At 60.9% G+C, this 24,077-nt stretch carries 25 protein-coding genes and 1 tRNA gene; 14 read left to right on the top strand and 12 right to left on the bottom strand.

Translation table 11 applies throughout. The annotated features are described in order from the left end of the window. Nucleotides 1–50: 50 nt before the first annotated feature. Nucleotides 51–788, top strand: a complete 738-nt coding sequence (gene trmB, locus B9Z51_RS14555; protein WP_108375827.1) for a tRNA (guanosine(46)-N7)-methyltransferase TrmB — start codon at nucleotides 51–53, stop codon at nucleotides 786–788. Nucleotides 789–799: 11 nt separating this feature from the next. Continuing rightward, on the top strand, nucleotides 800–1,711 hold the full coding sequence (locus B9Z51_RS14550) for a pseudouridine synthase (RefSeq protein WP_108375826.1): 912 nt from the start codon (nucleotides 800–802) through the stop codon (nucleotides 1,709–1,711). Here the strand turns inward: B9Z51_RS14550 and B9Z51_RS14545 are convergent. Further along, nucleotides 1,679–2,305, bottom strand: coding sequence for a TetR/AcrR family transcriptional regulator (locus tag B9Z51_RS14545; RefSeq protein ID WP_108375825.1), 627 nt, complete (start codon nucleotides 2,303–2,305; stop codon nucleotides 1,679–1,681). The two genes, B9Z51_RS14550 and B9Z51_RS14545, sit on opposite strands and share 33 nt — an antisense overlap. Before the next feature lie 65 nt (nucleotides 2,306–2,370). Between B9Z51_RS14545 and B9Z51_RS14540 the strand changes: the two genes are divergently transcribed. Beyond that, on the top strand, nucleotides 2,371–3,168 hold the full coding sequence (locus B9Z51_RS14540) for an SDR family oxidoreductase (protein ID WP_108375824.1): 798 nt from the start codon (nucleotides 2,371–2,373) through the stop codon (nucleotides 3,166–3,168). 102 nt (nucleotides 3,169–3,270) lie between these two features. Here the strand turns inward: B9Z51_RS14540 and B9Z51_RS14535 are convergent, their stop codons facing one another. Further along, a complete protein-coding gene (locus B9Z51_RS14535) occupies nucleotides 3,271–3,789 on the bottom strand; it encodes a TlpA disulfide reductase family protein (protein WP_108375823.1) in 519 nt (172 codons plus the stop codon). A gap of 40 nt (nucleotides 3,790–3,829) precedes the next feature. Beyond that, the gene (gene alaS / locus B9Z51_RS14530; RefSeq protein WP_108375822.1) at nucleotides 3,830–6,484 is read right to left on the bottom strand and encodes an alanine--tRNA ligase; all 2,655 of its coding nucleotides are present in this window, start codon (nucleotides 6,482–6,484) and stop codon (nucleotides 3,830–3,832) included. 168 nt (nucleotides 6,485–6,652) lie between these two features. On the opposite strand from alaS, the gene B9Z51_RS14525 reads away from it, so the two are divergent. The 5 genes from B9Z51_RS14525 to B9Z51_RS14505 all read left to right on the top strand — a co-directional run bounded on the left by B9Z51_RS14525 (nucleotide 6,653) and on the right by B9Z51_RS14505 (nucleotide 9,931). Continuing rightward, nucleotides 6,653–6,880, top strand: a complete 228-nt coding sequence (locus B9Z51_RS14525; protein ID WP_108375821.1) for a DUF6364 family protein — start codon at nucleotides 6,653–6,655, stop codon at nucleotides 6,878–6,880. Next, entirely contained in the window at nucleotides 6,867–7,334 is a 468-nt protein-coding gene (locus B9Z51_RS14520) for a PIN domain-containing protein (RefSeq protein ID WP_108375820.1), read from the top strand. The genes B9Z51_RS14525 and B9Z51_RS14520 overlap by 14 nt, the downstream gene beginning before the upstream one ends. 142 nt (nucleotides 7,335–7,476) lie before the next feature. Next, nucleotides 7,477–8,961: an NAD-dependent succinate-semialdehyde dehydrogenase gene (locus tag B9Z51_RS14515; protein WP_108375819.1), complete on the top strand. Its 1,485-nt coding sequence runs from the start codon at nucleotides 7,477–7,479 to the stop codon at nucleotides 8,959–8,961. Nucleotides 8,962–8,974: 13 nt separating this feature from the next. Next, nucleotides 8,975–9,048, top strand: a tRNA-Gly gene (locus B9Z51_RS14510). Between the two features lie 52 nt (nucleotides 9,049–9,100). Continuing rightward, complete coding sequence (locus B9Z51_RS14505; protein WP_108375818.1) at nucleotides 9,101–9,931, top strand: plasmid replication/partition related protein; 831 nt, start codon at nucleotides 9,101–9,103, stop codon at nucleotides 9,929–9,931. Between the two features lie 85 nt (nucleotides 9,932–10,016). Here the strand turns inward: B9Z51_RS14505 and B9Z51_RS14500 are convergent, their stop codons facing one another. The 3 genes from B9Z51_RS14500 to B9Z51_RS14490 form a co-directional block, all read right to left on the bottom strand. After that, a complete protein-coding gene (locus B9Z51_RS14500; protein ID WP_233254978.1) occupies nucleotides 10,017–10,901 on the bottom strand; it encodes a hypothetical protein in 885 nt (294 codons plus the stop codon). Between the two features lie 259 nt (nucleotides 10,902–11,160). Next, on the bottom strand, nucleotides 11,161–11,802 hold the full coding sequence (locus B9Z51_RS14495) for a 3-oxoacid CoA-transferase subunit B (protein WP_108375816.1): 642 nt from the start codon (nucleotides 11,800–11,802) through the stop codon (nucleotides 11,161–11,163). Between the two features lies 1 nt (nucleotide 11,803). After that, nucleotides 11,804–12,511, bottom strand: a complete 708-nt coding sequence (locus tag B9Z51_RS14490) for a CoA transferase subunit A (protein ID WP_108376040.1) — start codon at nucleotides 12,509–12,511, stop codon at nucleotides 11,804–11,806. 184 nt (nucleotides 12,512–12,695) lie between these two features. Between B9Z51_RS14490 and B9Z51_RS14485 the strand changes: the two genes are divergently transcribed. Continuing rightward, nucleotides 12,696–13,256, top strand: coding sequence for a PAS and helix-turn-helix domain-containing protein (locus B9Z51_RS14485; protein WP_108375815.1), 561 nt, complete (start codon nucleotides 12,696–12,698; stop codon nucleotides 13,254–13,256). A gap of 338 nt (nucleotides 13,257–13,594) precedes the next feature. On the opposite strand, the gene B9Z51_RS18905 is transcribed toward B9Z51_RS14485, so the two are convergent. Both B9Z51_RS18905 and B9Z51_RS14475 read right to left on the bottom strand, forming a co-directional pair. Continuing rightward, complete coding sequence (locus B9Z51_RS18905; protein WP_108375814.1) at nucleotides 13,595–15,928, bottom strand: acyl-CoA dehydrogenase family protein; 2,334 nt, start codon at nucleotides 15,926–15,928, stop codon at nucleotides 13,595–13,597. A gap of 165 nt (nucleotides 15,929–16,093) precedes the next feature. Further along, nucleotides 16,094–16,765 carry a nitroreductase gene (locus B9Z51_RS14475; RefSeq protein ID WP_108375813.1) on the bottom strand — a complete coding sequence of 224 codons (672 nt, stop codon included), beginning with the start codon at nucleotides 16,763–16,765 and terminating at the stop codon, nucleotides 16,094–16,096. Nucleotides 16,766–16,917: 152 nt separating this feature from the next. Here B9Z51_RS14475 and B9Z51_RS14470 point away from each other — a divergent pair, with 152 nt between their 5' ends. Next, nucleotides 16,918–17,544 (top strand): flavin reductase family protein, encoded by a 627-nt coding sequence (locus B9Z51_RS14470; protein ID WP_108375812.1) that lies wholly within the window; start codon nucleotides 16,918–16,920, stop codon nucleotides 17,542–17,544. A 41-nt stretch (nucleotides 17,545–17,585) separates the two neighbouring features. Further along, on the top strand, nucleotides 17,586–18,077 hold the full coding sequence (locus B9Z51_RS14465) for a cupin domain-containing protein (protein WP_108375811.1): 492 nt from the start codon (nucleotides 17,586–17,588) through the stop codon (nucleotides 18,075–18,077). Between the two features lie 68 nt (nucleotides 18,078–18,145). Here B9Z51_RS14465 and B9Z51_RS14460 read toward each other — a convergent pair whose 3' ends face one another. From B9Z51_RS14460 to B9Z51_RS14450, 3 genes are read right to left on the bottom strand one after another with little or no spacing between them, the layout of a single operon-like run. Continuing rightward, complete coding sequence (locus B9Z51_RS14460; protein WP_108375810.1) at nucleotides 18,146–19,135, bottom strand: tripartite tricarboxylate transporter substrate binding protein; 990 nt, start codon at nucleotides 19,133–19,135, stop codon at nucleotides 18,146–18,148. Between the two features lie 29 nt (nucleotides 19,136–19,164). After that, nucleotides 19,165–19,992 (bottom strand): 3-keto-5-aminohexanoate cleavage protein, encoded by an 828-nt coding sequence (locus B9Z51_RS14455; protein ID WP_108375809.1) that lies wholly within the window; start codon nucleotides 19,990–19,992, stop codon nucleotides 19,165–19,167. Between the two features lie 32 nt (nucleotides 19,993–20,024). After that, complete coding sequence (locus B9Z51_RS14450; protein WP_108375808.1) at nucleotides 20,025–20,978, bottom strand: 3-hydroxyacyl-CoA dehydrogenase family protein; 954 nt, start codon at nucleotides 20,976–20,978, stop codon at nucleotides 20,025–20,027. A gap of 88 nt (nucleotides 20,979–21,066) precedes the next feature. Here B9Z51_RS14450 and B9Z51_RS14445 point away from each other — a divergent pair, with 88 nt between their 5' ends. From B9Z51_RS14445 to B9Z51_RS14435, 3 genes are all read left to right on the top strand, one after another. Further along, entirely contained in the window at nucleotides 21,067–21,987 is a 921-nt protein-coding gene (locus tag B9Z51_RS14445) for a LysR family transcriptional regulator (protein ID WP_108375807.1), read from the top strand. A 148-nt stretch (nucleotides 21,988–22,135) separates the two neighbouring features. Next, nucleotides 22,136–22,507 (top strand): hypothetical protein, encoded by a 372-nt coding sequence (locus B9Z51_RS14440; RefSeq protein WP_108376039.1) that lies wholly within the window; start codon nucleotides 22,136–22,138, stop codon nucleotides 22,505–22,507. A 23-nt stretch (nucleotides 22,508–22,530) separates the two neighbouring features. Continuing rightward, complete coding sequence (locus B9Z51_RS14435) at nucleotides 22,531–22,881, top strand: TIGR03643 family protein (RefSeq protein ID WP_108376038.1); 351 nt, start codon at nucleotides 22,531–22,533, stop codon at nucleotides 22,879–22,881. A 30-nt stretch (nucleotides 22,882–22,911) separates the two neighbouring features. Here the strand turns inward: B9Z51_RS14435 and B9Z51_RS14430 are convergent, their stop codons facing one another. Continuing rightward, nucleotides 22,912–24,030, bottom strand: a complete 1,119-nt coding sequence (locus B9Z51_RS14430) for a stealth family protein (RefSeq protein ID WP_233254977.1) — start codon at nucleotides 24,028–24,030, stop codon at nucleotides 22,912–22,914. Nucleotides 24,031–24,077: the final 47 nt, after the last annotated feature.

The following is a 24,077-nucleotide window of genomic DNA, read 5'->3' as shown; positions in this document are numbered from 1 at the left end:
ATCCCAGAGCCCCGCAGGCACAGACGGCGCGCATCCTACAATCCCACCCCATGACCGAAAACACCCCCTCTGAAGGCCGCAAGCCCTCGGACATCCCTGCTGACGTGCCTTTTTTGCGCACCATCAAAAGCTATGTGCTGCGCGCTGGCCGCACCACCATTGGCCAGGCCAAGGCCTACGAACTCTATGGCCCGACCAATTTGCTGAACTACGCCCCTGGCGCGTTCAACGCCGAAGCCGCCTTTGGCCGCACAGCGCCGCTGATTCTGGAAATCGGCTTTGGCATGGGCGAAGCCACCGCCCACATCGCCAAAGTGCGGCCCGATGACAACTTTTTGTGCTGCGAAGTGCACGAGGCGGGTGTCGGCGCTCTGCTCAAACGCATTGGCGAGCAGGACATCCACAACATCCGCATCCTGCGGCACGACGCGGTGGAAGTCATCGACCACATGCTGCCCGAGCAAAGCCTGGACGGTGTGCACATCTACTTTCCTGACCCCTGGCACAAAACCAAGCACCACAAACGCCGCCTGATCCAGGCCGAATTGGTCAACAAGTTGGCCAAACGCCTCAAGGTGGGCGGCTACCTGCATTGCGCCACCGACTGGCAGCCCTATGCCGAGCAGATGATGGACGTCATCAGCGCCGAAAAACTGCTGCGCAACACGGGCGATGCCGCGCAAGGTGGCTATGCGGCCAAACCCGACTACCGGCCTTTGACCAAGTTTGAAAACCGGGGCCTGAAGCTGGGCCACGGTGTCTGGGACCTGGTGTTTCGCCGGGTCTGACCTGTGCCGCCATGGCCCGCCCCGCCCGCCAGGCCCAACTGCCCACCCGTGACGGCGTGAGCGCCAGTTGCGTGGCCTTGCCTGCCGGTGCTTGGCCCACGGTGCTGGATTTTTTGAGTGATCGCATGGGCACCGTGACGCGAGCCCAATGGACCGAACGCATGCGCCAGGGCCTGGTGCTGGCCTCACAAGGCCATGCCCTCCCCCCCGAACAAGCATTTTTGCCCGGCCAGCGCATCTACTACTACCGCCATTTGGACAACGAGCCGCAGCTGCCGGTACATGCGCGGATCGTGTTTGAAGACGAACAACTGCTGGTGGCCGACAAACCTCACTTCATGCCCGTGACCCCGTCGGGCCGCTACGTGCAGCAAAGCCTGCTGGTACAACTCAAGCGCCTGACCGGCTGCACCGACTTGACACCGGTCCACCGCATTGACCGGGAAACCGCTGGTCTGGTGCTGCTGAGCAAACGCCCGCAAGACCGCGACGCCTACCAGGCCCTGTTCAGAAACCGGCAAGTCCACAAACACTACCTGGCGGTGGCGCCCTGGCGTGCCCATCTGGTGCAGCCGCGCATGCACACCAGCCGCTTGGCCGAAGACAGCGCGTTTTTCAGAATGCGCGAGGTGCCCGGCGAGCCCAACAGCGAGACCCACCTGCAGATGCTGCGTACCGAGGGCGAACGCGCGCTTTATCAACTGGAGCCCGTCACCGGCAAACGCCATCAGCTGCGGGTGCACATGCTCGCGCTGGGTGCTCCGATTGAAGGCGATCAGTTCTACCCCCAGGTCTTACGCGGCCCCGATGAGGCCGAAGACTTCAGCAGTCCCCTGCAATTGCTGGCTGAGCGCATCGCCTTCACAGACCCCGTCACGGGGCAGGAACGCTCATTGAGCAGCGCTTTGACCTTGAACCTGTGATCTGAGCTGCAGTTGCTGCAAATGCGCCATCGCGATATGCGCCGACGAGCGCACCACGGCTGGCTCTACCTTGGCGCGCAGCAGCACAAATAAACCCAGCAACAGGGTGGCCAGAAACTGGCCTTCTTGCACCGTATCCACCTCAGGGCGAATGACCCCGTCTTGACGGGCGTTGTTCAGGGCGTTGCTCAATGCCGCGCTGATGCGCGACACATGCGCGTGCACAAACACCTGGCTACCCGGATCTTCGGCCCCGCGCTCTGTGGCGCAATTGCACATGAAGCAGCCCAGCTCCGAGCCCAGCTCTCCGGCCGCTGCGGCAAAACCCGCCAACATCGCCTCGATCTGCGGTAAACCGCCATCTTCGGACTCCAGCGCCCGGAAATGCTGGTCCACCACCTCATGGGCATACAGCTGGAGCGCGGCCTCGTACAGGTTCTGCTTGTTGCCGAACTCCGCATACAGGCTGAAACGGTTCACCCCCATGGACTCCACCAGAGTCTGCGTGGAGGTGCCCTGGAAACCATTACGCCAAAAAATCTCCATCGCTTTTCTGGCGATGTCATCACGTTCGTACTTTTTGTAACGTCCCATATTCGACCTTGAATTTTTTGTGATTATAATTTCTAACCGATCAGTTAGAAATAAGGATTTTTCTCATGCGCAACTTCAAACAACGTTATGGCGCCTGGGCCTTGGTCACCGGCGGCACCTCGGGCATTGGCGCCGCGTTGGTCCAGCAACTGGCCCAAGAAGGCCTGAACATCGTGATGGTGGCCCGTAACACCAGCCAACTCGACACCCAGGCCGAAAAACTGCGCCAGCAAACCGGCGTACAGGTTCGCACCATCTCGGCCGACCTGACAAGGCCCGAAGGCTTGAACCAAGTGTTGGACACCACGCAAGACCTGATCATTGACATGCTGGTGCCCTGCGCAGCCATCGAAACCATTGGTCTGTTTGTGGAATCGTCCCAGGCCCGCCACCAGGAGATGGTGCACATGAACGTGATCGCCCCCATGACGCTGGCCCGCCACTTTGGTGCGGGCATGGCCCAGCGCGGACGTGGCGCGATCTTGTTTGTCTCCAGCCTCTCGGGCTGGATGCCGCAGCCCTTCATGGCCCAATACGGCGCGACCAAGTCGTACGTGATGGGCCTGGCCGCCGGTCTGCACTTCGAGATGAAAAGCCTGGGGGTGGATGTGTCGGTGCTCTCGCCCGGCCCCACCGACACACCCATGGCAGCGGCCACGGGCATTGACTTTGCGTCCATGGGCATGAGCATCATGCGTCCCGAAGAGGTAGCCGCCTGCGGACTGGCCGCCCTGGGCCGCAAGCTGGACGCCGTGCCCGGCCCGCGCAACAAAATGATGGCCTTCATGATGAGCCGCCTCATGTCACGCGGCTTGGCAGGCAGCATGTTCAAGATGATGATGGGACGAGCCCTCAAGCGCTAGAAGAAGCGATGCTTTTGGGGCTCATGTCGGACTCTTCGAGTCCTCCCGACCTACAGGCAAATGCATCGTGTAGGTCGGTGGTCGCAGACCCCGACAACGGTTTTATTGATCGAGTTTGAGGCCATTCACCCAGGCTCGGGCTTCAGGACCATTCCAGTCCAACGCGCCTTGGATCCGCCAGCGGGCCTGGCCATCTGCGCCAATCAGCACAGTGGTCGGAAACGCGCGCACTCCCCACTGCCGGGCTATCTCGCCTGATTTATCGAGCACCACAGGCAAACGGATGCGGTTGCCAAAGACAAACGTGGTCACCTTGGACGCAGGCTCCTTGACGTCGACCGTGATGACCACCGGGTTGCCGCCGCTGGCATCACTCAAGGCCTGCAAGGACGGCAACTCCTGCTTGCAGGGGCCGCACCAGGTGGCCCAGAAGTTCAACACCACCAACTTGCCTTTGAGCTCAGCCGTGTTCCAGGGCTGATCATTCAAATCAGTCATCTGAATGACGGGTGAAGGCGAAGCGGCGGGCCAGGCCGATTTTTCATACTGAGCCTGGGCCGCACCGGCGGCCAAGGCCAAGACCACGCCCGCCATTTCAACACCCCATCGATTGCGTGTCATCGAAGTCCTCCCTGGACAGATGTTGCGTGCTACGAAAGACTCAGACGCGTTCAGTCACCCAAGCCTGAACGCTGGCCATGGCGGCGGGCAAGGCTGCGGGGTTGGTGCCCCCGGCCATGGCCATGTCGGGCTTGCCGCCGCCTTTACCGCCCACCTGGCCCGCCACAAAGCTGGCCAACTCGCCCGCCTTGACTTTGCCTGTGGTGTCGGCGGTCACGCCAGCGGCGATCTGCACCTTCTCACCGTCCACAGCGGTCAAGACGATCACGGCAGAGGTCTTGAGCTTGTCTTTGAGCTTGTCCATGGTGTCGCGCAGGGTCTTGGCGTCGGCGCCTTCGAGCGTGGCCACCAGCAGCTGGATGCCTTTGACATCCACCGCTTGCTTCATCAGCTCGTCGCCCTGGGCCGAAGCCAGCTTGCCTTTGGCGGCAGCCAGTTCTTTTTCGAGCGCTTTGACTTGGTCCAGCACCTGCGCAATGCGGGCGTTCAGCTCGGCAGGCTGGGCCTTGAGCGAGCCTGCAGCTTGCGTCACGGTGTCTTCCAACGATTGCAGATAAGCCAAAGCGTTTTCACCGGTCACGGCTTCGATGCGGCGCACGCCAGCAGCCACGCCACCTTCGCTGACGATCTTGAACAAACCAATGTCGCCCGTCGCTTTGACGTGGGTGCCACCACACAGCTCGCGGCTGGAGCCGATGTCCAAAACACGAACAGTCTCACCGTACTTCTCGCCAAACAGCATCATCGCGCCGGTTTTCTGCGCGCTTTCGATGTCCATCACACGGGCTTGTGCCGCAGCGTTGGCCAAAATTTCGGCGTTGACTTGGGCTTCGATCTGGCGGATCTCGGCGTCCGTCACGGGCGCGTTGTGCGCAAAGTCAAAGCGGGTGCGCTCGGCATTGACCAAGCTACCCTTTTGCTGCACATGGCTGCCCAGCACTTCGCGCAGGGCTTTGTGCATCAGGTGGGTGGCGCTGTGGTTGCGCACGGTGGCAGCGCGTAGGCCCAAGTCCACATGGGCTTGCACCGCGTCGCCCACCTTGAGGCTGCCGGATTTCACCTCGCCGTGGTGGCCAAACACATCGGCCTTGATCTTGAGGGTGTCGGCCACGTTGAACTGGCCGCCCGCGTTGTGGACCATGCCCTGGTCGCCCACTTGGCCGCCGGACTCGGCATAGAACGGGGTCGTGTCCAGCACCACCACGCCCGCTTGGCCGGCTTTGAGTTCGGTCACGGCATTGCCGTCAGCGTACAAGGCCAGCACTTTGGCGTTGGCCGTCAGGTCGTCGTAGCCCACAAAGTCGTTGCCAGCGCCCGAATAGTCCAGCGCCTTGTCCATCTTGAACTTGCCAGCGGCGCGGGCCTGGGCTTTTTGCTTTTCCATGGCGGTGGCAAAACCGGCTTCGTCCACGCTCAGACCGCGCTCGCGGCAGACGTCGGCCGACAGGTCGAGCGGGAAGCCGTAGGTGTCGTGCAGCTTGAAGGCCACTTCGCCGGGCAGCACTTTGACGCCACCTTCGAGGGCCGAATCCAGAATTTGCATACCGCTTTGCAGGGTCTCAAAGAAGCGCTCTTCTTCCACACGCAAAACCTCGGCAATGCGATCGGCCTGATCGGCCATGTTGGGGTAGGCCGCGCCCATGAGCTTGACCAAATCGGGCACCAGCTTGTGGAAGAACGGGGTCTTTTGGCCCAACAAATAACCGTGGCGAATGGCACGGCGGATGATGCGGCGCTGCACATAGCCGCGGCCTTCGTTGCTCGGCACCACGCCGTCGCTCACCAAGAACGCGGTGGCGCGGATGTGGTCGGCGATCACGCGCAGCGACTTGTTGTTAAGGTCGGTGCAACCGGTCTCGCGTGATGCGGCCTTGATCAGCGCGTCAAAAATGTCAATTTCGTAGTTGCTGTGAACGTGCTGCAAGATGGCGGCCAGGCGCTCCAGGCCCATGCCGGTGTCCACGCAAGGTGCGGGCAGTGGCGTGACGGCACCGGTTTCGTCCATGTTGAACTGCATGAACACGTTGTTCCAGATTTCGATGAAGCGGTCACCATCTTCATCGGGGCTGCCGGGTGGGCCACCGGGAATGTGGGCACCGTGGTCGTAGAAAATTTCGGAGCAAGGACCGCAAGGGCCGGTGTCGGCCATCATCCAGAAGTTGTCGGACTTGTAGCGACCGCCCTTGTTGTCGCCGATGCGGATGATGCGGTTTTCTTCTTTGATGCGCTCAGGCGTCCAGCCGGCTTTGACAAAAATGCCTTCCCAAATGCCATAGGCTTCGTCGTCTTCCATGTACACCGTGGCGTACAACTTGTCGGCGGGCAATTTATAGACTTGGGTCAGCAGTTCCCAAGCCCACTGCAGCGACTCGCGCTTGAAGTAGTCGCCAAACGACCAATTGCCCAGCATCTCAAAAAAGGTGTGATGGCGGGCGGTGTAGCCCACGTTTTCGAGGTCGTTGTGCTTGCCACCGGCGCGCAGGCAGGCTTGTACGGACGCTGCGCGCACATAAGAGCGCTTGTCGGAACCCAAAAACACGTCCTTGAACTGGACCATGCCCGAGTTGGTGAACATCAAAGTCGGGTCATTGCCCGGCACCAGGGGGCTGGACGCCACCACGGTGTGGCCCTTGGACTCGAAAAAGTCCAGGAAAGTCTTGCGGATGTCGGCGACGGAGAAAGTGGCTTGGCTCATGGGGGTGTTTTCGCTCAAAGTGCAACCCCGCATTATAAGTTTGGGGCGTATTCGAGCGCGCTGTGCAGATGGGGCTGATTGGCGTTCAAAATAGAAATTACACATAATATGTGCGAATATGCCATTCGAAAAGGCAAACTCCGCCTCTTCCTTTCATGAAGGACCGCCATGAACATCACCCTGTCAGTCGACGAACGCGTTGCCGAAGCCGCCCGCGAGGCGGCGCGCAAGATGGGCAAAAGCCTGAACCAAGCCGTGCGCGACTATCTGGAACAGCTGGCCGGTCAAGAGCGCCAAGCCACCGAATGGCAACTTTGGGAGCAGCGCTGCCTGGGTGGCGGGGGACGGCTGCAGGGTTACATGCTCGACCGGGACGCTTTGCATGATCGCGGCTGAGCCCACGCCGCCTTGGGGTCCGTTGTTGGCCCTGCCCAAAGCCCGTTGCTTCATCGACACCAATGTTCTGGTTTATGCCGACAGCACCGACGAGCCCCGCAAACAGCGCATCGCCATCGATGTGCTGCGCCACCTGCGTTTTGAGCGCTTGGGCGTGCTCTCCACGCAGGTGCTCAACGAATACATCCAGGTCGGACTGCTCAAGCTGGGCCTGTCACACACACACATCCGCGAACAGCTGCATTGCTACCGCCAACTCGACTGTGCGGCGGTGACCCCGGACACCATCGACTTGGCGCTGGATTTGCACCAAAAACACGCCTTGAGCTACTGGGATGCCCTGATCGTGGCCAGCGCCCACATTGCGGGGTGCTCAGTGTTGCTCACCGAGGACATGGGCACCGGTGAAATACTGGCCGGGGTGAAGTTGGTCAATCCCTTCGCTTCAAGCTGACGCCTTCCCAAATTGACAAGCGCCAAAGCGCTGCGTTAACTGCGCGACACAGCGGCCCTTTTTTGCCCGATATGCTCAGCGTTTTGAACAGCCAGCGCCCAGCGGCCCGGCACCTGCTCCAACACCACAAGCCCACAACACCATGACCACATCCCCCCTCGCCCCACCCCTCGCCAAGCTGAACGACCCCAGCCTGCTCAAGACCGACGCCCTGATCAACGGCCAATGGGTCGCTGGCCCAAGCCGCTTTGCCGTGACCGACCCGGCCACAGGCGCGCACTTAGCCGATGTGGCCAATCTGGGCCCTGCCGAGGCCGAGCAAGCCATTGCCGCAGCCAACGCTGCCTGGCCCGCCTGGAAAGCCAAAACCGCCAAAGAGCGCAGCATCATCTTGCGCAAGTGGTACGACCTGCTGATGGCCAACCAAGACGACTTGGGCCGCATCATGACCGCCGAGCAAGGCAAGCCCCTGCCCGAGGCCAAAGGCGAAGTGGCCTATGGCGCCAGCTTTGTCGAGTGGTTTGCCGAAGAAGCCAAGCGCATCAATGGCGAGACCCTGCCCCAGTTCGACAACAACCGGCGCCTGCTGGTGCTCAAGCAGCCGATTGGCGTGTGCGCGGCCATCACGCCCTGGAACTTCCCGCTGGCCATGATCACCCGCAAAGTCGCACCGGCCCTGGCTGCGGGTTGCCCGGTGATCATCAAGCCAGCCGAGCTGACACCGCTCACCGCCTTGGCAGCAGCCGAACTGGCCATTCGTGCGGGCATCCCCGCCGGAGTGCTCAACATGGTCACCGCCGACAGCGACAACTCGATTGCCGTGGGCAAGGTGCTGTGCGCGAGCGACGTGGTGCGCCACATCAGCTTCACCGGCTCCACCGAAGTGGGTCGCATCCTGATGGCGCAATCGGCCCCCACCGTCAAGAAAATGTCTTTGGAGCTGGGCGGCAACGCGCCCTTCATCGTGTTTGAAGACGCCGACATCGACAGCGCCGTGGAAGGTGCCTTTGCCAGCAAATACCGCAACGCGGGCCAGACCTGTGTGTGCTCCAACCGCATCTATGTGCAAGAAGCGGTGTACGAAGAGTTCGCCACCAAGTTCGCCGCCAAGGTCCAAACTGCCAAGGTCGGAAACGGCTTTGAGGACGGCGTGAACCAGGGTCCGCTGATCGAGCCTGCCGCACTCGACAAGGTCGAGCGCCATGTGAAAGACGCCATCGCCAAAGGCGGCCGCGTGCTGACCGGTGGCAAGCGCCTGAGCGGCCAGTTCTTTGAACCCACGGTGATCGCCGATGCCACGGCCGACATGGTCTGCGCCAAGGAAGAAACCTTCGGCCCGTTTGCACCCATCTTCAAATTCAAGACCGAACAAGAAGCCATTGACGCGGCCAACAACACCGAGTTTGGCCTGGCCAGCTACTTCTACAGCCGCGACGTGGGCCGCATCTTCCGCGTGAGCGAAGCGCTGGAATACGGCATGGTGGGCATCAACGTGGGCATTTTGGCCACCGAGCATGTGCCCTTTGGTGGCGTCAAACAGTCCGGCCTGGGCCGCGAAGGCTCACACCACGGGATCGACGATTACGTGGAAATCAAATACCTCTGCATGGGCGATATCCTGAAGTAAACTACACGCCTTCGCGGGTGTCGTTTAATGGTAGGACTTTTGCTTCCCAAGCAAATAACGAGGGTTCGATTCCCTTCGCCCGCTCCAGCATGAAAGAAGGCCCCGCAAGGGGCCTTCGGCATTTTGAATGGCAGCGCCCATGAACATCACCGTCCTCGAAGAACTCAAAGCCTACATCGACCCCTTGACGCCCGACGAACACGCCGCGCTGGAACGCAGCATCCTGGCGGAAGGCTGCCGCGATGCGTTGGTGTTGTGGGGCGATGTGCTGGTCGACGGGCACAACCGCTATGGCATTTGCCAAAAACACGGCCTGCCCTTTCAGACGGTGCAAAACCCGCGCTTTCAATCCATGGAAGATGTGCACCTGTGGATGATCGACCAGCACTTGGGCAGGCGCAGCGTGTCGGATTTTCAGCGCGGCGTGCTGGCTTTGCGCAAGCGCGAGATTCTGGCCGAGCGCCGTGCCACTGCCGTGGCCGCCACGGTAGAAACAGATGCGACTTCGGCCGATCCGTCAACGCAAGAAGGGTCACAGGACATCGCTGCAAGCGAAGCCAACCCACTCAAAAGCCGCGCCGACATTGCCAAAGCCGCCCGCCTGAGCAACAGCCAGGTCGTGCAGATCGAAAAAATCCAGAAGCAGGCAGCGCCTGAGTTGGTGGCGGCGGTCAAAGCAGGCACGATCTCCATCAACGCGGCTGCGGCTGTGGCTTCACTGCCCGCAGAAGAGCAAAAAACCGCCGCGCTGGGCGGCAAGGACGAGCTCAAGCAAGCGGCTAAACGCGTGCGTGAAGTGAACCGCAAGCCCCCCAAGGAAGAGTCAACGGCGCATGAAGACTCAGAGCCTCCAACTCTTGGCGTCTTGCAGCAAAAGGTGGCGGAATTGACTGCAGAAAATGAGCGCTTGCGTCATCAAGTGGCTCAACTTGAGGCCCAGCTGCAAACGGCCCCAACACCAAATTTTTGAAGCCAACTGAACGCACCAAAAAACAAGGCCCCCAAAGGGGCCCAGCAAGTCATCAAGGGCTGGTGCGCGGTGCACACCAAGCGGCTTATTGCGGTTTGACTTCGCGCAGGACAATCGAGCGCGTGGGCACCTCGGGCCAACGCAAACGCTCGCCCTGGAAATACACCTGCGCCTGATCCATGTGTTCAAAATACAAACGCCATGGAGGGGGACCATACACACTGCGTCCCTCTTTCGCCTGCAAAGTCAGCACCGTGTTCTTGCCAGCGCCATCCTTGGCACAAACCGATCCCGCTTTGAGCGGCACGATGTACACCATGTCACCGGCTTTGCTGGGGATTTTTGAGGTCAACAAGGTGCCCGGCTCGGTGCTCTGGCACAGCGCATCGGGCGACGCTACAGCCACCACCGCTGTCGATGCTGGACTGCTGGGCGACGCAGTGTCAGCGGGCGCCAAAGCAATAGGTGCAGAGGCTTCTGATTGGGATGCCACCGAGCTGGGCTGCGCATCCGATGCATCGGCCACCGTATCTGGCGCAGGCGCTTGTGGCTCGGGGGCAGGAAGCACGGGCGGTTTGGATTCAAACCAATGCATAGGCACCCAATCCATGGACACCCAAGGTTTGATCAGTTCAGGCTGCTGATACAGCCACGCGGCGCCAACAGACACCGCCGACAAAGCCCCCAACCAAACGAGCGGGTGAATAATTCGATGCGCGGAAGATGATTTGTTTTTTTCCGATTTCGCTTGCAGTTCAGACAACTGAACCAACTCATCGAGAACCTGTACACCTTGATGCGCCAGAGCGCCTTGACCGTCTTCGTGAGCCACGATGCGAATGACGCTGGCAGGATCCCCGTTCAAAGCCAACGCCACTTTACGGGCGGCGTTGTGCTTGATGGCTTCGGAATAAAACAAGGAGGCCCCCCCCTCCTCCAATTGCTGAATCTGGGCGGATGACAAATTCACGCGCCTGGCCACCGTGCTCATTTCAAGCTGCTGCGCAACACGCCATTCGCGCAAGAGGTCACCGCGTACGCGATCTGAATTTGGAGTCGACATTCCAGAAACCGTCAAAAATTACTATTTTGTACGAAATTTGATCATTCGAGAATACGTAGCAGCCAGAAATTGATTTTAATTATTTGAATTCAATTCGAAAATTTGTCATAAAAAATAAAAAAGCCACGAAATTCGTGGCTTTTTATGAAGTTCGAGTATTTCAGGTTCAGAAAATCAGCTTCACACCCGTCTTGCTTTGCAGCAACTCCGGCGTCACACCCGGGGCCAACTCAACCACCATCAGGCCCGCGTCGGTCACGTCCATCACGGCCAAGTCGGTGATGATGCGGTCGACCACGCCCACGCCCGTCAGAGGCAAGGTGCAGCTGGGCAAAATCTTCAGGTCTTCGGTACCGTCTTTTTTCTTGGCCACATGTTCCATCAAGATGATCACGCGCTTGACGCCCGCCACCAAATCCATCGCACCGCCCATGCCCTTGACCATCTTGCCGGGGATCATCCAGTTGGCGAGATCGCCCTTTTCACTCACCTGCATCGCGCCCAGGATCGACAGGTTGATCTTGCCGCCACGGATCATGGCAAACGACTGCTCGCTGCCAAAAATCGACGAACCCTTGATGGTCGTCACCGTCTGCTTGCCCGCGTTGATCAGGTCGGCATCGACTTCGTCTTCGACCGGGAAAGGGCCAATGCCCAGCATGCCGTTTTCACTTTGCAGCCAAACTTCTTTATCTGCAGGCACAAAGTTGGCCACCAGCGTCGGGATGCCGATGCCCAGGTTCACATAGAAACCGTCTTCCAGTTCGTGGGCCGCACGCGCGGCCATTTGGTCTTGACTCCAGCTCATATCAGGCTCCTGCTTTCTCGGTGATCGTGCGTTTCTCGATGCGCTTTTCAGGGTGCTTGTTCAGCACAATGCGGTGCACATAAATGCCAGGCAGGTGCACGCTGTCGGGGTGCATCTCGCCGGTCTCAACGATCTCCTCGACCTCGACCACGCAGATCTTGCCCGCCATGGCCACCGCAGGGTTGAAGTTGCGCGAGGTGTAGCGGAACTGCAGGTTGCCGGACTTGTCGGCGCGGTGCGCCTTGACCAGCGACACGTCGGGCACCAAAGAGCGCTCCATCACATAGGTCTCGCCGTCGAACTCGCGCAGCTCCTTGCCTTCGGCAACCAAGGTGCCCACACCGGTCTTGGTGAAGAAGGCCGGGATGCCCGCGCCGCCCGCGCGCAGCTTCTCGGCCAGCGTGCCTTGGGGCGTGAATTCCAGCGCAAGTTCACCGGCCAAGTATTGGCGCTCAAACTCTTTGTTTTCGCCCACATAAGAAGAAATCATCTTCTTGATCTGGCGGGTTTGCAGCAGCTTGCCCAGACCAAAATCGTCCACGCCTGCGTTGTTGGAAATCGCGGTCAGGTTTTGCATGCCGCTGTCGCGCAAAGCGTCGATCAGGGCTTCGGGAATGCCGCACAGGCCAAAACCGCCCACGCCAATGAGTTGCCCGTCAGCCACGATGCCCTTCAAGGCCTCGGCTGCGGATGGAAAAATCTTGTTCACGCCAAACTCCATTCAGGAAAGAGAACGCTACGATACTACGTAATCAACTACGTAGTTTTTCGTAGAGGGCGGCCCTTAGAGCAACCCAGCCGACATGGGCTGTTGTGTGGGAGATCGCCTGCAAGCGATAACGCGCTCACCAAAATCCATCGCCAGCAGGCTGGCGCCTACAAAAAGCGTCCCCATGACACAGGACATCGATTACCGCCTGGCCTTTGACCTGGCCCCCATCGGCATGGTGCTCTCGCGAAACCGCACCATGGTCGACTGCAACCAGCGCGTGTGCGAAATGTTTGGTGTACCCCGCGAACAACTGATTGGCCAGACCTTTCAGCTGCTCTACCCCAGCGCTGACGAGTATGAGCGCACCGGCCAGCGCATCACCCCCATCCTGAACGCCAAGGGCGTGTACGCCGACGACCGCGTCATGAAACGGGTCGATGGCCGCTTCAAAGGCGAGACCTTCTGGTGCCATGTGACGGGCCGAGCCCTGAACCGTGACGCGCCGCACGAGGCAGGCATCTGGACCTTTGAAGACCTGTCGGAGCGCAAACCCGTGAAGGCCGAACTCACCGCCCGCGAACGCGAAGTCGCCGCCCACCTGATGGACGGCCTGACCAGCAAAGAGATTGGCAAAGCTTTGGGCATCAGCCACCGCACCGTGGAGATTTACCGCGTCAAGCTCATGCGCAAATACGAAGCTTCAGGCGCGGCGGATTTGATTCAGAAGTTGATGCGAGGCTGAGGCACCCGTTCCATCACCCTTTCGAACTCTTCAAGTACCACCCTACAGGGCCAAATTTTGATTTTTGTAGGTCGGTGGCTTCAGCCCCGACATGGGCCTGTGCCAACGCCTAAAACGTCGGAGCTGAAGCTGCCGACCTACAGCGCGAAAATCTTGACTTTCGCAGGTCGGCACACGAAGAGTCCGACACTGGGGCCACAAGCACGGCATCAAGCACGGCGATGGGGGTTGCGCGGGTTCATGTCGGGGTCTTCGACCACCGACCTACACAACACAAAGACTTTGCCTTGTAGGTCGGTGGCTTCAGCCCCGACATGGGGTCTGCCAAGAAGACATGCTCATGACCCAAGGCCTGAACGAGAAGCCGCCACCCGCCGCAAATGCTGCGCCACCCCGCCAAATTGCTGCTCAATCACCGTCAGCCGCTTGAAGCCATGGCCCACAGCCAGCTCGTCGGTCATGCCCATGCCGCCATGCAACTGCACCGCGCCCTGCCCCACCAAGCGGGCCGCACGCAGCACCGTCACATGGGCCGATGACACCCGCTCGACGCGGCGCTCCGGGCTGTCGCCCGTCACATCGGCACAAGCACCTACTGCGGCAGCAGCTTGAACGAGCGCGAGGTACATGTCGGCCATGCGGTGTTGCAGGGCCTGGAAGGCCGCCAAAGGCTGACCGAACTGTTTGCGCTGGCTGGTGTAGTTGAGCGTGTCGCGCATCAGGGCCTGCATCACGCCCACAGCTTCGGCGCCTGCGGCCAAGGTGGCTGTGTCCCAGGCTTGCATGAGTGCAGCCGTTGCGTCTGCCTGGCCCAAGACGGCGTGCACGGGCGTTTGGTCAAAGGCCAGCTCTGACGCCCAGGCACCGTCGATCAGGTGAACATCGCGCCGCTGCACGCCGCTGGCTGCGGGGTCGATCAGGCCAATACGAAGTTGGCCCGATTCGTCTCGCGCACTCACCAGCCAGTGCGTCGCCCCAGTTGCGCCGCGAACCAGGGCTTTGAGCCCGCTGATGTTTAACTGGCCGTTCGAGTTGTGCAAACGGGTCTGTACCCGACTCAAGTCAGTCCGCCCAGCGGGCTCCAGCGCCGCCACGGCCAAGCGCACTTGGCCGTCGGCCAGGCCTTGCAGCAAAGCATCGGCTGCCGGGTCGCTCAGCGCTTGCAGCAAGGTCGCGCCCAGCACGGCGGTGCTGCTATATGGCTCGGCCACCAAGGCCGCGCCCAGGGCCTGGCAGATCAGCATTTGCTCGGGCAAACCACCGCCCATGCCACCCAAGTGTTCGGGCAGTGCCGCACCCAAGAGGCCCAGCTCACGGCTCAAGCCTTGCCACAGCGGCGCCATCGCTTCAGGTGTGGCAATCATTTGAGCGCGTTTGTCGAAAGGAAACTTGTCTTGCAGCCAGCCTTGCAAACTGGCCAGCAGCATGGCCTGCGTTTCGTCGGTGGGCACCACGGGCTCTACCACTTCGGCGCCCAAAATGTGGCGTGCAATCAGGTTGCGCTGCACTTCGTTGGTGCCGCCATAAATCGATGCGGCACGGTCGTTCAAATACGCACGAGTGGCGAACACCGACTCTTCGGGCACAGGCAGCGTGTGCGCACTGGCCTCCTCCACCGTGAGGCTGGTGGCACCGTAAGGGCCGGCAATGCTCAGTCCCAGCTCGGTCAGGTACTGCTTGAGCTCGGTCGCCAGCACTTTGCCCATCGAGGGGGCTGCAGGCAACCAGCAAGGCTGCGCGCCGCCACCGATGCGCGCCGTGAGCACCTGTTGTTCCCAGGCGTGCAAGGCGTCGATGCGGCACTGCGCGTTGGCCAGGGTCAAGGTGATGTCTTCGTGCTCGGAGTCTGCGTGTCCTGATGCAAACGCATCGCGCAAGGACTCGTGCAGCCGCGCCAGACGACCCCGCAAGAACGGCGCAGAGGAGCCGCCCCGCTCGTGCTCCAGCAAAAATTTGGCAATGGTCCAGCCCTGGTTTTCTTCGCCAATCAGGGCGTCAGCGGGCACGCGGGCTTCGTCAAAAAAGACCTGATTGAACTCGTGGTCGCCCGAGATGCTGGTGATCGGCCGGATCTGGATGCCTGGGTTGTTCAACTCAAACATCAAAAAGCTGATGCCTTGCTGCGGTTTGCCGCTGCTGTCGGTGCGCACCAGGCAAAACATGTGCGTGGCGCGGTGGGCGTGGGTGGTCCAGATTTTGGAGCCATTGATCACCCATTCGTTGCCTTCGCGGCGGGCACGGCATTGCAGAGAGGCCAGGTCGGAGCCGGAGCCCGGCTCGCTGTAGCCCTGGCACCAGTAACTCACGCCGTTGCGCAAGTCGGGCAGCCAGCGCTCTTTTTGAGCCTGTGTGCCAAAGGCGACCAGCACGGGCGCAGCCATCACCAAGCCCAGGGGCGAGACCTTGGGAGCATCGGCTGCCGCCATCTCGCTGGCAAAAATGTCGTGTTGCCGGGGCGTCCAGCCGCAGCCACCCCACTCAACTGGCCAGTGCGGCGCAGCCCAGCCGCGCTTGGCCAGAATCCGCTGCCACGGAATGCCCACCTCGTAGTCCGAAAAAATGCCCGAGGTGCGGTGCCCGCCCAGACGGATCTCGTCGGTCAGCTCAGCGGCCAAAAAGGCGCGCACTTCGTCGCGAAAGGTCAGTTCGTCGCTCGTCAATGAATCGGTCATGGTGGTCTTAGCTCAAAAGGAAAAATAATCACAAGGAAAGGCGTTGAGCGAGGTCATGGTTTTTGTAGGAGCCAGCCCTGCTGGCGATGCGGCGCATGTGGACCTCTGGCTTTTTGCTTGCAGGGCAAGCGCCTACAGGGAAATGCGCCATGCCGGGCCATCCGGTCAAAAACCGACATAACGCACAAAGTTGGCTTCGTCCTCGCGCACCGACTTGACGGTGTTGGCCACAAAGTCTTCGTCCGGGTAGCCCAAAGCGATACAGATCATGATGTTCTGGTCGTCCGGAATGCCCGCGTGCTCGCGCACCACAGCCGACTGCATGATGCCCTGCCCGTTGATCACGGTGCCCAGACCCCGCTCCCAGGCGGCGAGCACGATGGCGTGCGACAAAGCACCCAGGTCAAACTGGCTGATGGCGGCGGGCTCCAGGTATTTGTCGTAGGTCAGCACCAGCGACACAGGCGCGTCGAACTGGCGGAAACCCCGCATGACCCAATCGGTGCGGCGCTCTTTGTCATCACGGGCGATGCCCATGGCGTCGAACAACTGAATCGCGATGTCCACCTGGCGCTTGCGGTGGATGCCCTCATAGGCCTCTTTCATCGGGAAATCACGCTTGGGTGGCACACCCTTGACCATGTTTTCGGTGTTGCCCCGGCGAATCCGATCCAGTGGTTCGCCCGTGACCACATGCACATGCCAGGGCTGTGCGTTCATCGACGAGGGCGACCATTTAGCCACCGAGAGGATCTCTTCGATCACCTCGCGAGGAACTGGTTTTTGTTGGTAGCCGCGAACGCTTTTGCGGGCCTTGATGAGTTCTGAAAATTCCATGTGTTGTCTCCGTGGGTGTCAGGTGGCTCAGCGCCTGCATGGCTGACCGGTATTGAGCGACTTGGTCACCGACGCATTAAAACGCGTGCGGCAAGATCAACATGTCTTGCGCATGACTGCTTGGCATGGGCTGCGCGCTATACAGTGCAGACATGACGCATTTTTACGAACCCCACCTGGGTCACGGTCTCAAACACGATCCTTTCAATTCCATCGTCGGGCCGCGCCCGATCGGCTGGGTGTCGAGCCGCAGCGCCAGCGGCGTGCTCAATCTGGCGCCTTACAGCTTTTTCAGCGCTTTCAATTACGTGCCGCCGCTGATCGGCTTTTCCAGCATCGGACGCAAGGACACGCTCAACAACATCGAAGCCACGGGCGAATTTGTCTGGAACCTGGTGACGCGCCCGCTGACCGAAGCCATGAACAAGACCTGCGATGCGGTGCCGCCCGAGGTCAGCGAGTTCGACGTGGCAGGCCTCACGCCGCAAGCGTCGCGCATTGTCAGCGTGCCCCGCGTGGCTGAAAGCCCGGTCAGCTTTGAGTGCAAGTGCACCCAGATCCTGCAGTTGGAAGGCCTGGACGGCCAGAAGGTCAGCACCTGGATGATTTTTGGCCAGGTGGTGGGGGTGCACATTGATGAGCGTTTGCTCAAAGACGGCGTGTACGACACTGCCAATGCCGAGCACGTTTTGCGCGCGGGCGGCCCGGCCGACTATTTCACCATCGGGCCCGAGCAGTTGTTCAAGCTGTACCGTCCCGAAAGCTGGCAACGCAGCTGAGACTCGCGCACGTCCCAAGCCCCTTCAAGAAAGCCACCCACATGACACACGACATTCACCACGACCACCCCCACACCGACTGGAAACACGACGGCGTGCGCGTCGTGCCAGGTGACCAACTCGACGGCAACGTGCCCTCCACACCCGGCATGGACCGCAAGGCGGCCATCAACTTTGCCCGCGTCGGCGCCCAAAAACTCTGGGCCGGTACGGTGCACATCCACCCCAATGCCAAAACCGGGGCGCACCACCACGGGCCACTGGAGAGCGTGATCTATGTGGTCAAAGGCCGAGCCCGCATGCGCTGGGGCAATGCGCTGGAGTTCACCGCCGAAGCCGGGCCGGGCGATTTCATTTACGTGCCGCCCTATGTGCCGCACCAGGAAATCAATGCCAGCGCAGACGAAACGCTCGAATGCGTGCTGTGCCGCAGCGATGGTCAAGCGGTGGCCGTCAACATGGACATCGAGCCCGCCGAAAAGCCCGAGACCGTGCTCTGGATCGACCCCACACACCCGCAAGGCGGGGTCTGACCCAACGCTCGCCAGGCCGGGCTTGCGCCTCACACCCGGCCTGGCGGCCGGGTGCATTCACAGGGGGTTCAGTCCAGCGTGACCCCGGCGTTCTTGACGACCTGACCCAAACGAACCGTCTCTTTGCGGATCAAGTCACCAAACTGCGCCGCTGTACCGCCCACCACGGGCGTGCCAATGGCTTCCCACTTTTTCTTGAACTCGGGCTCATTGAACATGGCGTTCAGCGTGGTGTTGAGCTTTTGGATGATGGGCGCTGGCGTGCCCGCACGCACCGCGATGCCATGCCAGCCGGTCAGCTCGTAACCCGGCACACCGGCCTCGATCATGGTGGGCACATTGGGCAATGAGGGGTGACGCTTGGCCGAAGTCACGGCCAGGGGCTTGAGCTTGCCGCCCTGGATGTGGGGCAAGGAGCTGCCCAGAATGTCGAACATCACTTGCACCTGACCACCGATCAAGTCGTTGAGTGCTGGCCCCGCACCCCGGTAGGGGATGTGCGTGATTTTGGTGCTCTCCTGGGTGTTGAAAATCTCACCGGCCAAATGCTGGGGCGTGCCGTTGCCAGCGGAGGCAAAAGCGAGTTTGCTGTCGGGCTTTTGGGCCAGCGCGATCAGCTCCTTGACGTTGTTGACCGGCACGCTGGGGTGCACTTCAAGCACCAGCGGGAAGGCAGAAATCTGGATCACGGGCGCCAAATCGGTCATGGGCACAAAGGGCATGCTGCGGTACAGCGTGGGGTTCACGGCCATGGGGCCGCTGGCGGCCAGCAGCAAGGTGTAGCCGTCTGCAGGCGCCTGCTTGGCCACTTCGGCGCTGCCCAGGTTGCCACCGGCGCCGCTCTTGTTGTCCACCACCACCGTCACGCCCAGGCGCGTGGTCAGCTCGCCTTGAATCAACCGCGCCATCAGGTCGGTCGGACCGCCCGGTGGGTAAGGCACGACAAAACGGATGGTTTTGCTGGGGTAGTTGTCCTGGGCCAGTGAGGGCAAGGCGGCGCTCAGCAAGGCTGCTGAGAGTGCTGCTGACATGGCGGCGAAAAAAGTGCTGCGTTTCATGGTGTGGTCTCCGGTGATATTTGTAATGTTCAAGCCGCGAAAAAGGCTTCACGCGCCTGCAGCGCGGTGTAGAGGCTGCGGCCCAGCACGCGGGCCGAATCGGCCACTTGCCGCACCAGCGCGGCGTTGTCGGGGGCAACCTGGCCGTTGTTGAGCAAGAGGTTGTTTTCAAAACCCACCCGCACATGCCCGCCCAAGGCCGCAGCGGTGGTGGCGCAAGCGTGTTCGCCCGCACCAAAAGCGCACATGGACCACGGCTCTTGCCCAGTGTGGGCCATGACAAAGGGCAACAAGTCTTTGGCCTCGGAGGTCTGGCCGACCGAATAACGGCCCAGCACAAACAAGAGCGACCACGGCGCATCGGGGATCACGCCTTGCGCCCGCAAGGCTTGCCAGCGCTGGAGGTCGGCCACGTCGTACACGATGACCTGGGTCATCACGCGTTCCTGGGCCAACCAGCCAAAGAACTGCGCCAGACCGGCCTCGCCGATCTCGGGCTGATCCACTTCACGCAAACCCACGGACACGGCCTCGGGCTTGAGCGCGGTGACCATGGCGATTTGCTCGGGCGCCTTGTAAACACGGGCCGCTTCACTGGTGATCTGGATGATGAGCTCATCGCCCACCGCCGCCTTGACCGCTTGCTGTGCATCGCGGTAGCCCTGCACGTCCAGGCTGTGGCGGCTCTCTGCGTCGCGGATGTGCATGTGGATCATGGCCGCACCGGCATCCAGGCACTGCTTGGCGGTTTGCCCCAGCTCGGTGGCGGTAATCGGCAAGGCCGGGTGGTCAGGGCGCTGCTTGTAGGCGCCATTGGGCGCGACGGTGATCAGCAGGGGGTGCGAAAAAACAGCCATGGTTTTGCCTTGTCAAAAACTGGGAAGGGGAATCAATCGAGCGGGTTCAGCGGCGGCAGCTCAGACGCCAGCAGGTCCAGGCCCTGGCGCAGCAAGCGGTCGTAGCGCTCGCGCTCGGCCTTTTGGGTCTCGGGCGTCCAGGTGAAAAAGCCTTGGCCCGTCTTCATGCCCAAGTCGCCCCGGGCCACACGCTCTTGCAATACGCGGGCGGGCTCAGCGTTCACGGCCAGGCTGGGGTACATGCTGGCCGCCGCTGCGGTGTGCACCTCCAGGCCCGCATGGTCGCGCTGCATGACCGGGCCTGCCGCCAGAAAACGGAAACCAAAGCCAAAACGGACGGCTGCGTCCACGTCTTCGGGCGAGGCCACGCCTTCGTCGATCAGGGCGAAGGCCTCACGCGCCAGGGCGTGCTGCATGCGGTTGGCCAAAAAACCGGGCTTGTCTTTGCGCACCAACACCGGCACGCTGCCGCAGCCGCGCATGAAATCGCACAGCTGCTCGGCTTCTTGAACATGGGATTGGGAGCCCAGCACCACCTCCACCAGCGGTACCAAATGCGCAGGCATGAAAAAGTGCAGGCCCAGCATGCGCTCGGCCGTGGGCAGGCCTTGGGCGATGGCGCTGATCGGGAAACTGGAGCTGTTGCTGCACAGCAGCGTCGCGGGCGCAGCCAGTTGCGCCAGACGCGCAAACAGGGCTTGCTTGAGCGGCAATTTTTCAGGAATGCATTCGATCAGCAGGCTCACGCCGGGCCAGCTCACGTCGGCCAAATCGGCCACGGCTTGCACGCGCTCAGTGCGGTGGGCCATGCCCAAGGGCTCCAGGTTGTGGCGCACATGCGCAGCCAGTGCTTGGCGCTTGGCCGCATCGGGCTCGATGACGGTAACCTGGCTGCCGCCACGGGCCAGCACAATGGCCACGTCCATGCCCATGGTGCCGCCGCCCACCACCACGGTGCGGGCTTGTGAAAGGTGTGAAGAAATCATGAGTCCAGCAAGTGTCTGTGAAAGTGCACCCAGTCTAGGAACCGTGCATTGCTTCGTCCAGCCGTATTTTTCTATAAACTGATTCGTTATGCAGATCAATGCGCAACTCAACTGGACGCCCCGCGACCTGGACATCTTTTTGGTGCTGGCCGAAACCGGCAGCTTCAGGCGCACCGCCGCGCAGGTGCATTTGTCTCAATCAGCGGTGTCGGGGGTGATCGCCCGACTCGAAGAGGCCCTGGCCACGCGCCTGTTTGACCGCACCACCCGCAGCGTGCACCTGACCGCCGCAGGCCAGGTGTTTGTCGAACAAGCCCAATTGCTCAACGCCCAAACGCAAGAAGCCGTGCAGCGGGTGCAACACATCACGCAAGTCCAGACCGGCAAGGTCAGCCTGGCCGCCCTGCCCTCACTGGCGGCCACGGTGGTGCCCCGCGTCATGGCCCGCTTTGCGGCGCAGTACCCGCAGATTCCGCTGCAATTGCACGACACCCTGTCCGGCCCTGCGTTTGACCTGGTGCGCGCAGGCACGGTGGACTTTGCGCTCACAGCCGCCAACCCCGACTACGCCGACCTGGACTACACCCCTTTGTCGGCCGATGGCTTTGTCTTGCTGATGCCCCTGGGCCATCGCCTGGCCAAAAGCCAAGCCCCCCTGAACTGGCTGCAAGTGCTCGAGTTGACGCACATCTCCATGCCGCTGCCCGCCAGCGTGCGGCAATACGCCAACGCCGCCTTCATGGCGCACCGCATCGCCTTCCAGCCACGTTACGAAGTCGAGCACATCGCCACCATCCACGCCATGGTCAAGGCAGGTTTGGGCGTGGCCGCCCTGCCCGAGCTGGCCGCCGCCTTTGTCCAGCAAGAAGGCGTGGTCACCCGGCGCCTGACCGGCCCGGACATCCAGCGCCCGATAGGCGTGGTGACCCGGCGCAACCGCAGCCTGTCGCCCGCAGCGCAAGAAATGGTGCGCATGCTGCGGCAAGAAACAACAGCCTTATTGCCATAAGCCCCATCGCTAGACGGTCTGACCATTGCCCATCTGCTGCGCGTGGGTTTTCAGAAGGTGTGAAATCAGGGATGCGCGAAACAGGGCTCGCATGCATCACGCGGCCTGGCCCCACCAAACGGTCAATACGGCGTCAAAGGAAAGCAGCATGAATTGGCTCAAAAAATTACCGGGTTTTACCCGAACCGCCTCTGGTCTGGAATGGGTTCTTTGGAAGAAACTGCCATGGATTTGGCTGGTGGGTACGTTTTTACCGCTGATCTTGGTCGGTTTGTTTTACCTCTGGACGCTTGAGGTCAGCACACCAGAGGCGCAGCGGGTATGGACCCAATGGCTTTACATCGCCATCGGCGTGGTTGTGGCGCACTGGCCCCTGGTGCTGACGGTGGGCATCGGTTGTGTGATCGTGATGCTGATGAAAGGCCCCGCCTTTATTGCCGATGGCTTTGAGGTTCAGCACAGCGACCAACCCGGCAGCATCCCCGATCAACCGCCATCGCCCATTGACAGGGCCCATTGACATCGCCCATTGATGGCCTCGACATGACCCCACATACACGACCACAAACGGCCTTGTCTGAAGTTGATGCGTCAATCGTCGTGGCCATGGCCTGGCAGGATGAGACACCGTTTGAAGCCATTGCTTTGCAGTTTGCATTGAGCGAACCGCAGGTGATCGCTTTGATGCGTGCGCGCTTGAAAACCCGCTCGTTCAGAGTGTGGCGGATGCGGGTTCGGGGTCGCGCCACCAAGCACCAATCCAAACAACTCAGCAAAGACCTTGTGCATACGCATCAGGCATCAACCGCCGCTGTGGGCCAAGCACTGAATGATTTCGACAACGAGGAATTTCCCTTGCCGCCCTCACAGCTCACGCTTGATTCCTTGCGCTAACAATCAATGCGCCAGGGCATGACAGAACGCTCAAGCCCTTTGCTGAAGCCCAAAAGCATTGGGTGGATGCTGCGCCTGCGCAGAGGGGCAATGGTCATGAAAACCGAACGACGTGACATGGGTCGTTGCGATCTGTTGCGCCGCCGAGCACGCGTTTTCAAAACACGAAGGCGTGGCCAAGATCGACTGCAACACTGTCAGCACATTTTGCAAGCGCGGGTCACTGGTGTGTGCATCGTCGGTGGTGTCGTTGATGCAAAAAAAATCCAAGGATCCGAAATCTGCCACCAAGGCTTGCAACTGCGCGTCTTGGTCGCCTTCGCCCGTCGACACGTAGCAATGGCGATATGGCCGGACGCTCGCCACCCCATGCGCCAAGGCCCAGCGCAGCACAAAGTCCGACACGATGGTGGGTTTGTCCCAACTGCGAAAAACCGTAGATCTGACAGCTGCGAACAATTCGGGGGCCGTCTCTTCCAGCTCGAGCAAGATCGACTTGAGCATGGGCCGGGGTGAATGCGCAAAGGTGCGGAATGTGTTTTGGTACAGCGGGTCTTGCTCGCGCAAAGCGGTTGAACCCAAACGAGCTTTGTCGCTTAACCACTGGATCGACAGACGGCAAGCGTTTTCAAGCGAAGTGGCGTCCATGCGCATGGCTTCGTCGCTGACCTCGGGGTCATCCGACCACGTCACATGAAAGCCATCCGGATGAAACCAGTCATCCAACTGCACAGGGGCACCAAAGAACACATCGTCGTTGAAATAGAAATACCGCTCAGACAACCCCGGAATGTGGTGAATCCAGGACTCGATATGCCCCGAGTCAAAAGTGGGCAAAGACGCTTCGGGCATCAGGTCGCGGTGGTCCACCAGGGTCAGTCGGTCAGATGGACGCAACCAATCGGGGGCCTGCGCATCGGTGACGATGTAGACATGGCCATGGTCCGGGAAAAATTTCTCCAGCGCACGCAGGCTGTAGCGCAGCTCATGGTTGTCCCGAAAACGGCCCTCGACATTGCTGTAACGGGCCATGGCGGCGCTGGAGTCGCTGGGGAGTTGCTGCAGGGCCGCCTGACGTTTGGCACGCCAGCTCGAATCGTTCCCGTCAACCCACAAATAAACGATGTCGATGGGTGAATCGTGGAGCATGTCTGCGTTGGATTTTTAAAAGTGGCCGAGTCTAGCAGCGCGGCTCA

Origin of the sequence: Limnohabitans sp. T6-5 (assembly GCF_003063315.1) — a bacterium.
Classification (GTDB): Bacteria; Pseudomonadota; Gammaproteobacteria; order Burkholderiales; family Burkholderiaceae_C; genus Limnohabitans_A.
Note: the sequence above shows the minus strand (reverse complement) of the source record. Positions and strands in the feature narration are given on the sequence as shown.

What these genes read in the sequence shown, in the direction of transcription:
- trmB (WP_108375827.1), top strand. Translation starts at nt 51, where the DNA reads ATGACCGAAAACACCCCCTCTGAAGGCCGCAAGCCCTCGGACATCCCT.
- B9Z51_RS14550 (WP_108375826.1), top strand. Translation starts at nt 800, where the DNA reads ATGGCCCGCCCCGCCCGCCAGGCCCAACTGCCCACCCGTGACGGCGTG.
- B9Z51_RS14545 (WP_108375825.1), bottom strand. Translation starts at nt 2,305, where the DNA reads ATGGGACGTTACAAAAAGTACGAACGTGATGACATCGCCAGAAAAGCG.
- B9Z51_RS14540 (WP_108375824.1), top strand. Translation starts at nt 2,371, where the DNA reads ATGCGCAACTTCAAACAACGTTATGGCGCCTGGGCCTTGGTCACCGGC.
- B9Z51_RS14535 (WP_108375823.1), bottom strand. Translation starts at nt 3,789, where the DNA reads ATGACACGCAATCGATGGGGTGTTGAAATGGCGGGCGTGGTCTTGGCC.
- alaS (WP_108375822.1), bottom strand. Translation starts at nt 6,484, where the DNA reads ATGAGCCAAGCCACTTTCTCCGTCGCCGACATCCGCAAGACTTTCCTG.
- B9Z51_RS14525 (WP_108375821.1), top strand. Translation starts at nt 6,653, where the DNA reads ATGAACATCACCCTGTCAGTCGACGAACGCGTTGCCGAAGCCGCCCGC.
- B9Z51_RS14520 (WP_108375820.1), top strand. Translation starts at nt 6,867, where the DNA reads ATGATCGCGGCTGAGCCCACGCCGCCTTGGGGTCCGTTGTTGGCCCTG.
- B9Z51_RS14515 (WP_108375819.1), top strand. Translation starts at nt 7,477, where the DNA reads ATGACCACATCCCCCCTCGCCCCACCCCTCGCCAAGCTGAACGACCCC.
- B9Z51_RS14505 (WP_108375818.1), top strand. Translation starts at nt 9,101, where the DNA reads ATGAACATCACCGTCCTCGAAGAACTCAAAGCCTACATCGACCCCTTG.
- B9Z51_RS14495 (WP_108375816.1), bottom strand. Translation starts at nt 11,802, where the DNA reads ATGAGCTGGAGTCAAGACCAAATGGCCGCGCGTGCGGCCCACGAACTG.
- B9Z51_RS14485 (WP_108375815.1), top strand. Translation starts at nt 12,696, where the DNA reads ATGACACAGGACATCGATTACCGCCTGGCCTTTGACCTGGCCCCCATC.
- B9Z51_RS18905 (WP_108375814.1), bottom strand. Translation starts at nt 15,928, where the DNA reads ATGACCGATTCATTGACGAGCGACGAACTGACCTTTCGCGACGAAGTG.
- B9Z51_RS14475 (WP_108375813.1), bottom strand. Translation starts at nt 16,765, where the DNA reads ATGGAATTTTCAGAACTCATCAAGGCCCGCAAAAGCGTTCGCGGCTAC.
- B9Z51_RS14470 (WP_108375812.1), top strand. Translation starts at nt 16,918, where the DNA reads ATGACGCATTTTTACGAACCCCACCTGGGTCACGGTCTCAAACACGAT.
- B9Z51_RS14465 (WP_108375811.1), top strand. Translation starts at nt 17,586, where the DNA reads ATGACACACGACATTCACCACGACCACCCCCACACCGACTGGAAACAC.
- B9Z51_RS14460 (WP_108375810.1), bottom strand. Translation starts at nt 19,135, where the DNA reads ATGAAACGCAGCACTTTTTTCGCCGCCATGTCAGCAGCACTCTCAGCA.
- B9Z51_RS14455 (WP_108375809.1), bottom strand. Translation starts at nt 19,992, where the DNA reads ATGGCTGTTTTTTCGCACCCCCTGCTGATCACCGTCGCGCCCAATGGC.
- B9Z51_RS14450 (WP_108375808.1), bottom strand. Translation starts at nt 20,978, where the DNA reads ATGATTTCTTCACACCTTTCACAAGCCCGCACCGTGGTGGTGGGCGGC.
- B9Z51_RS14445 (WP_108375807.1), top strand. Translation starts at nt 21,067, where the DNA reads ATGCAGATCAATGCGCAACTCAACTGGACGCCCCGCGACCTGGACATC.
- B9Z51_RS14440 (WP_108376039.1), top strand. Translation starts at nt 22,136, where the DNA reads ATGAATTGGCTCAAAAAATTACCGGGTTTTACCCGAACCGCCTCTGGT.
- B9Z51_RS14435 (WP_108376038.1), top strand. Translation starts at nt 22,531, where the DNA reads ATGACCCCACATACACGACCACAAACGGCCTTGTCTGAAGTTGATGCG.
- B9Z51_RS14430 (WP_233254977.1), bottom strand. Translation starts at nt 24,030, where the DNA reads ATGCTCCACGATTCACCCATCGACATCGTTTATTTGTGGGTTGACGGG.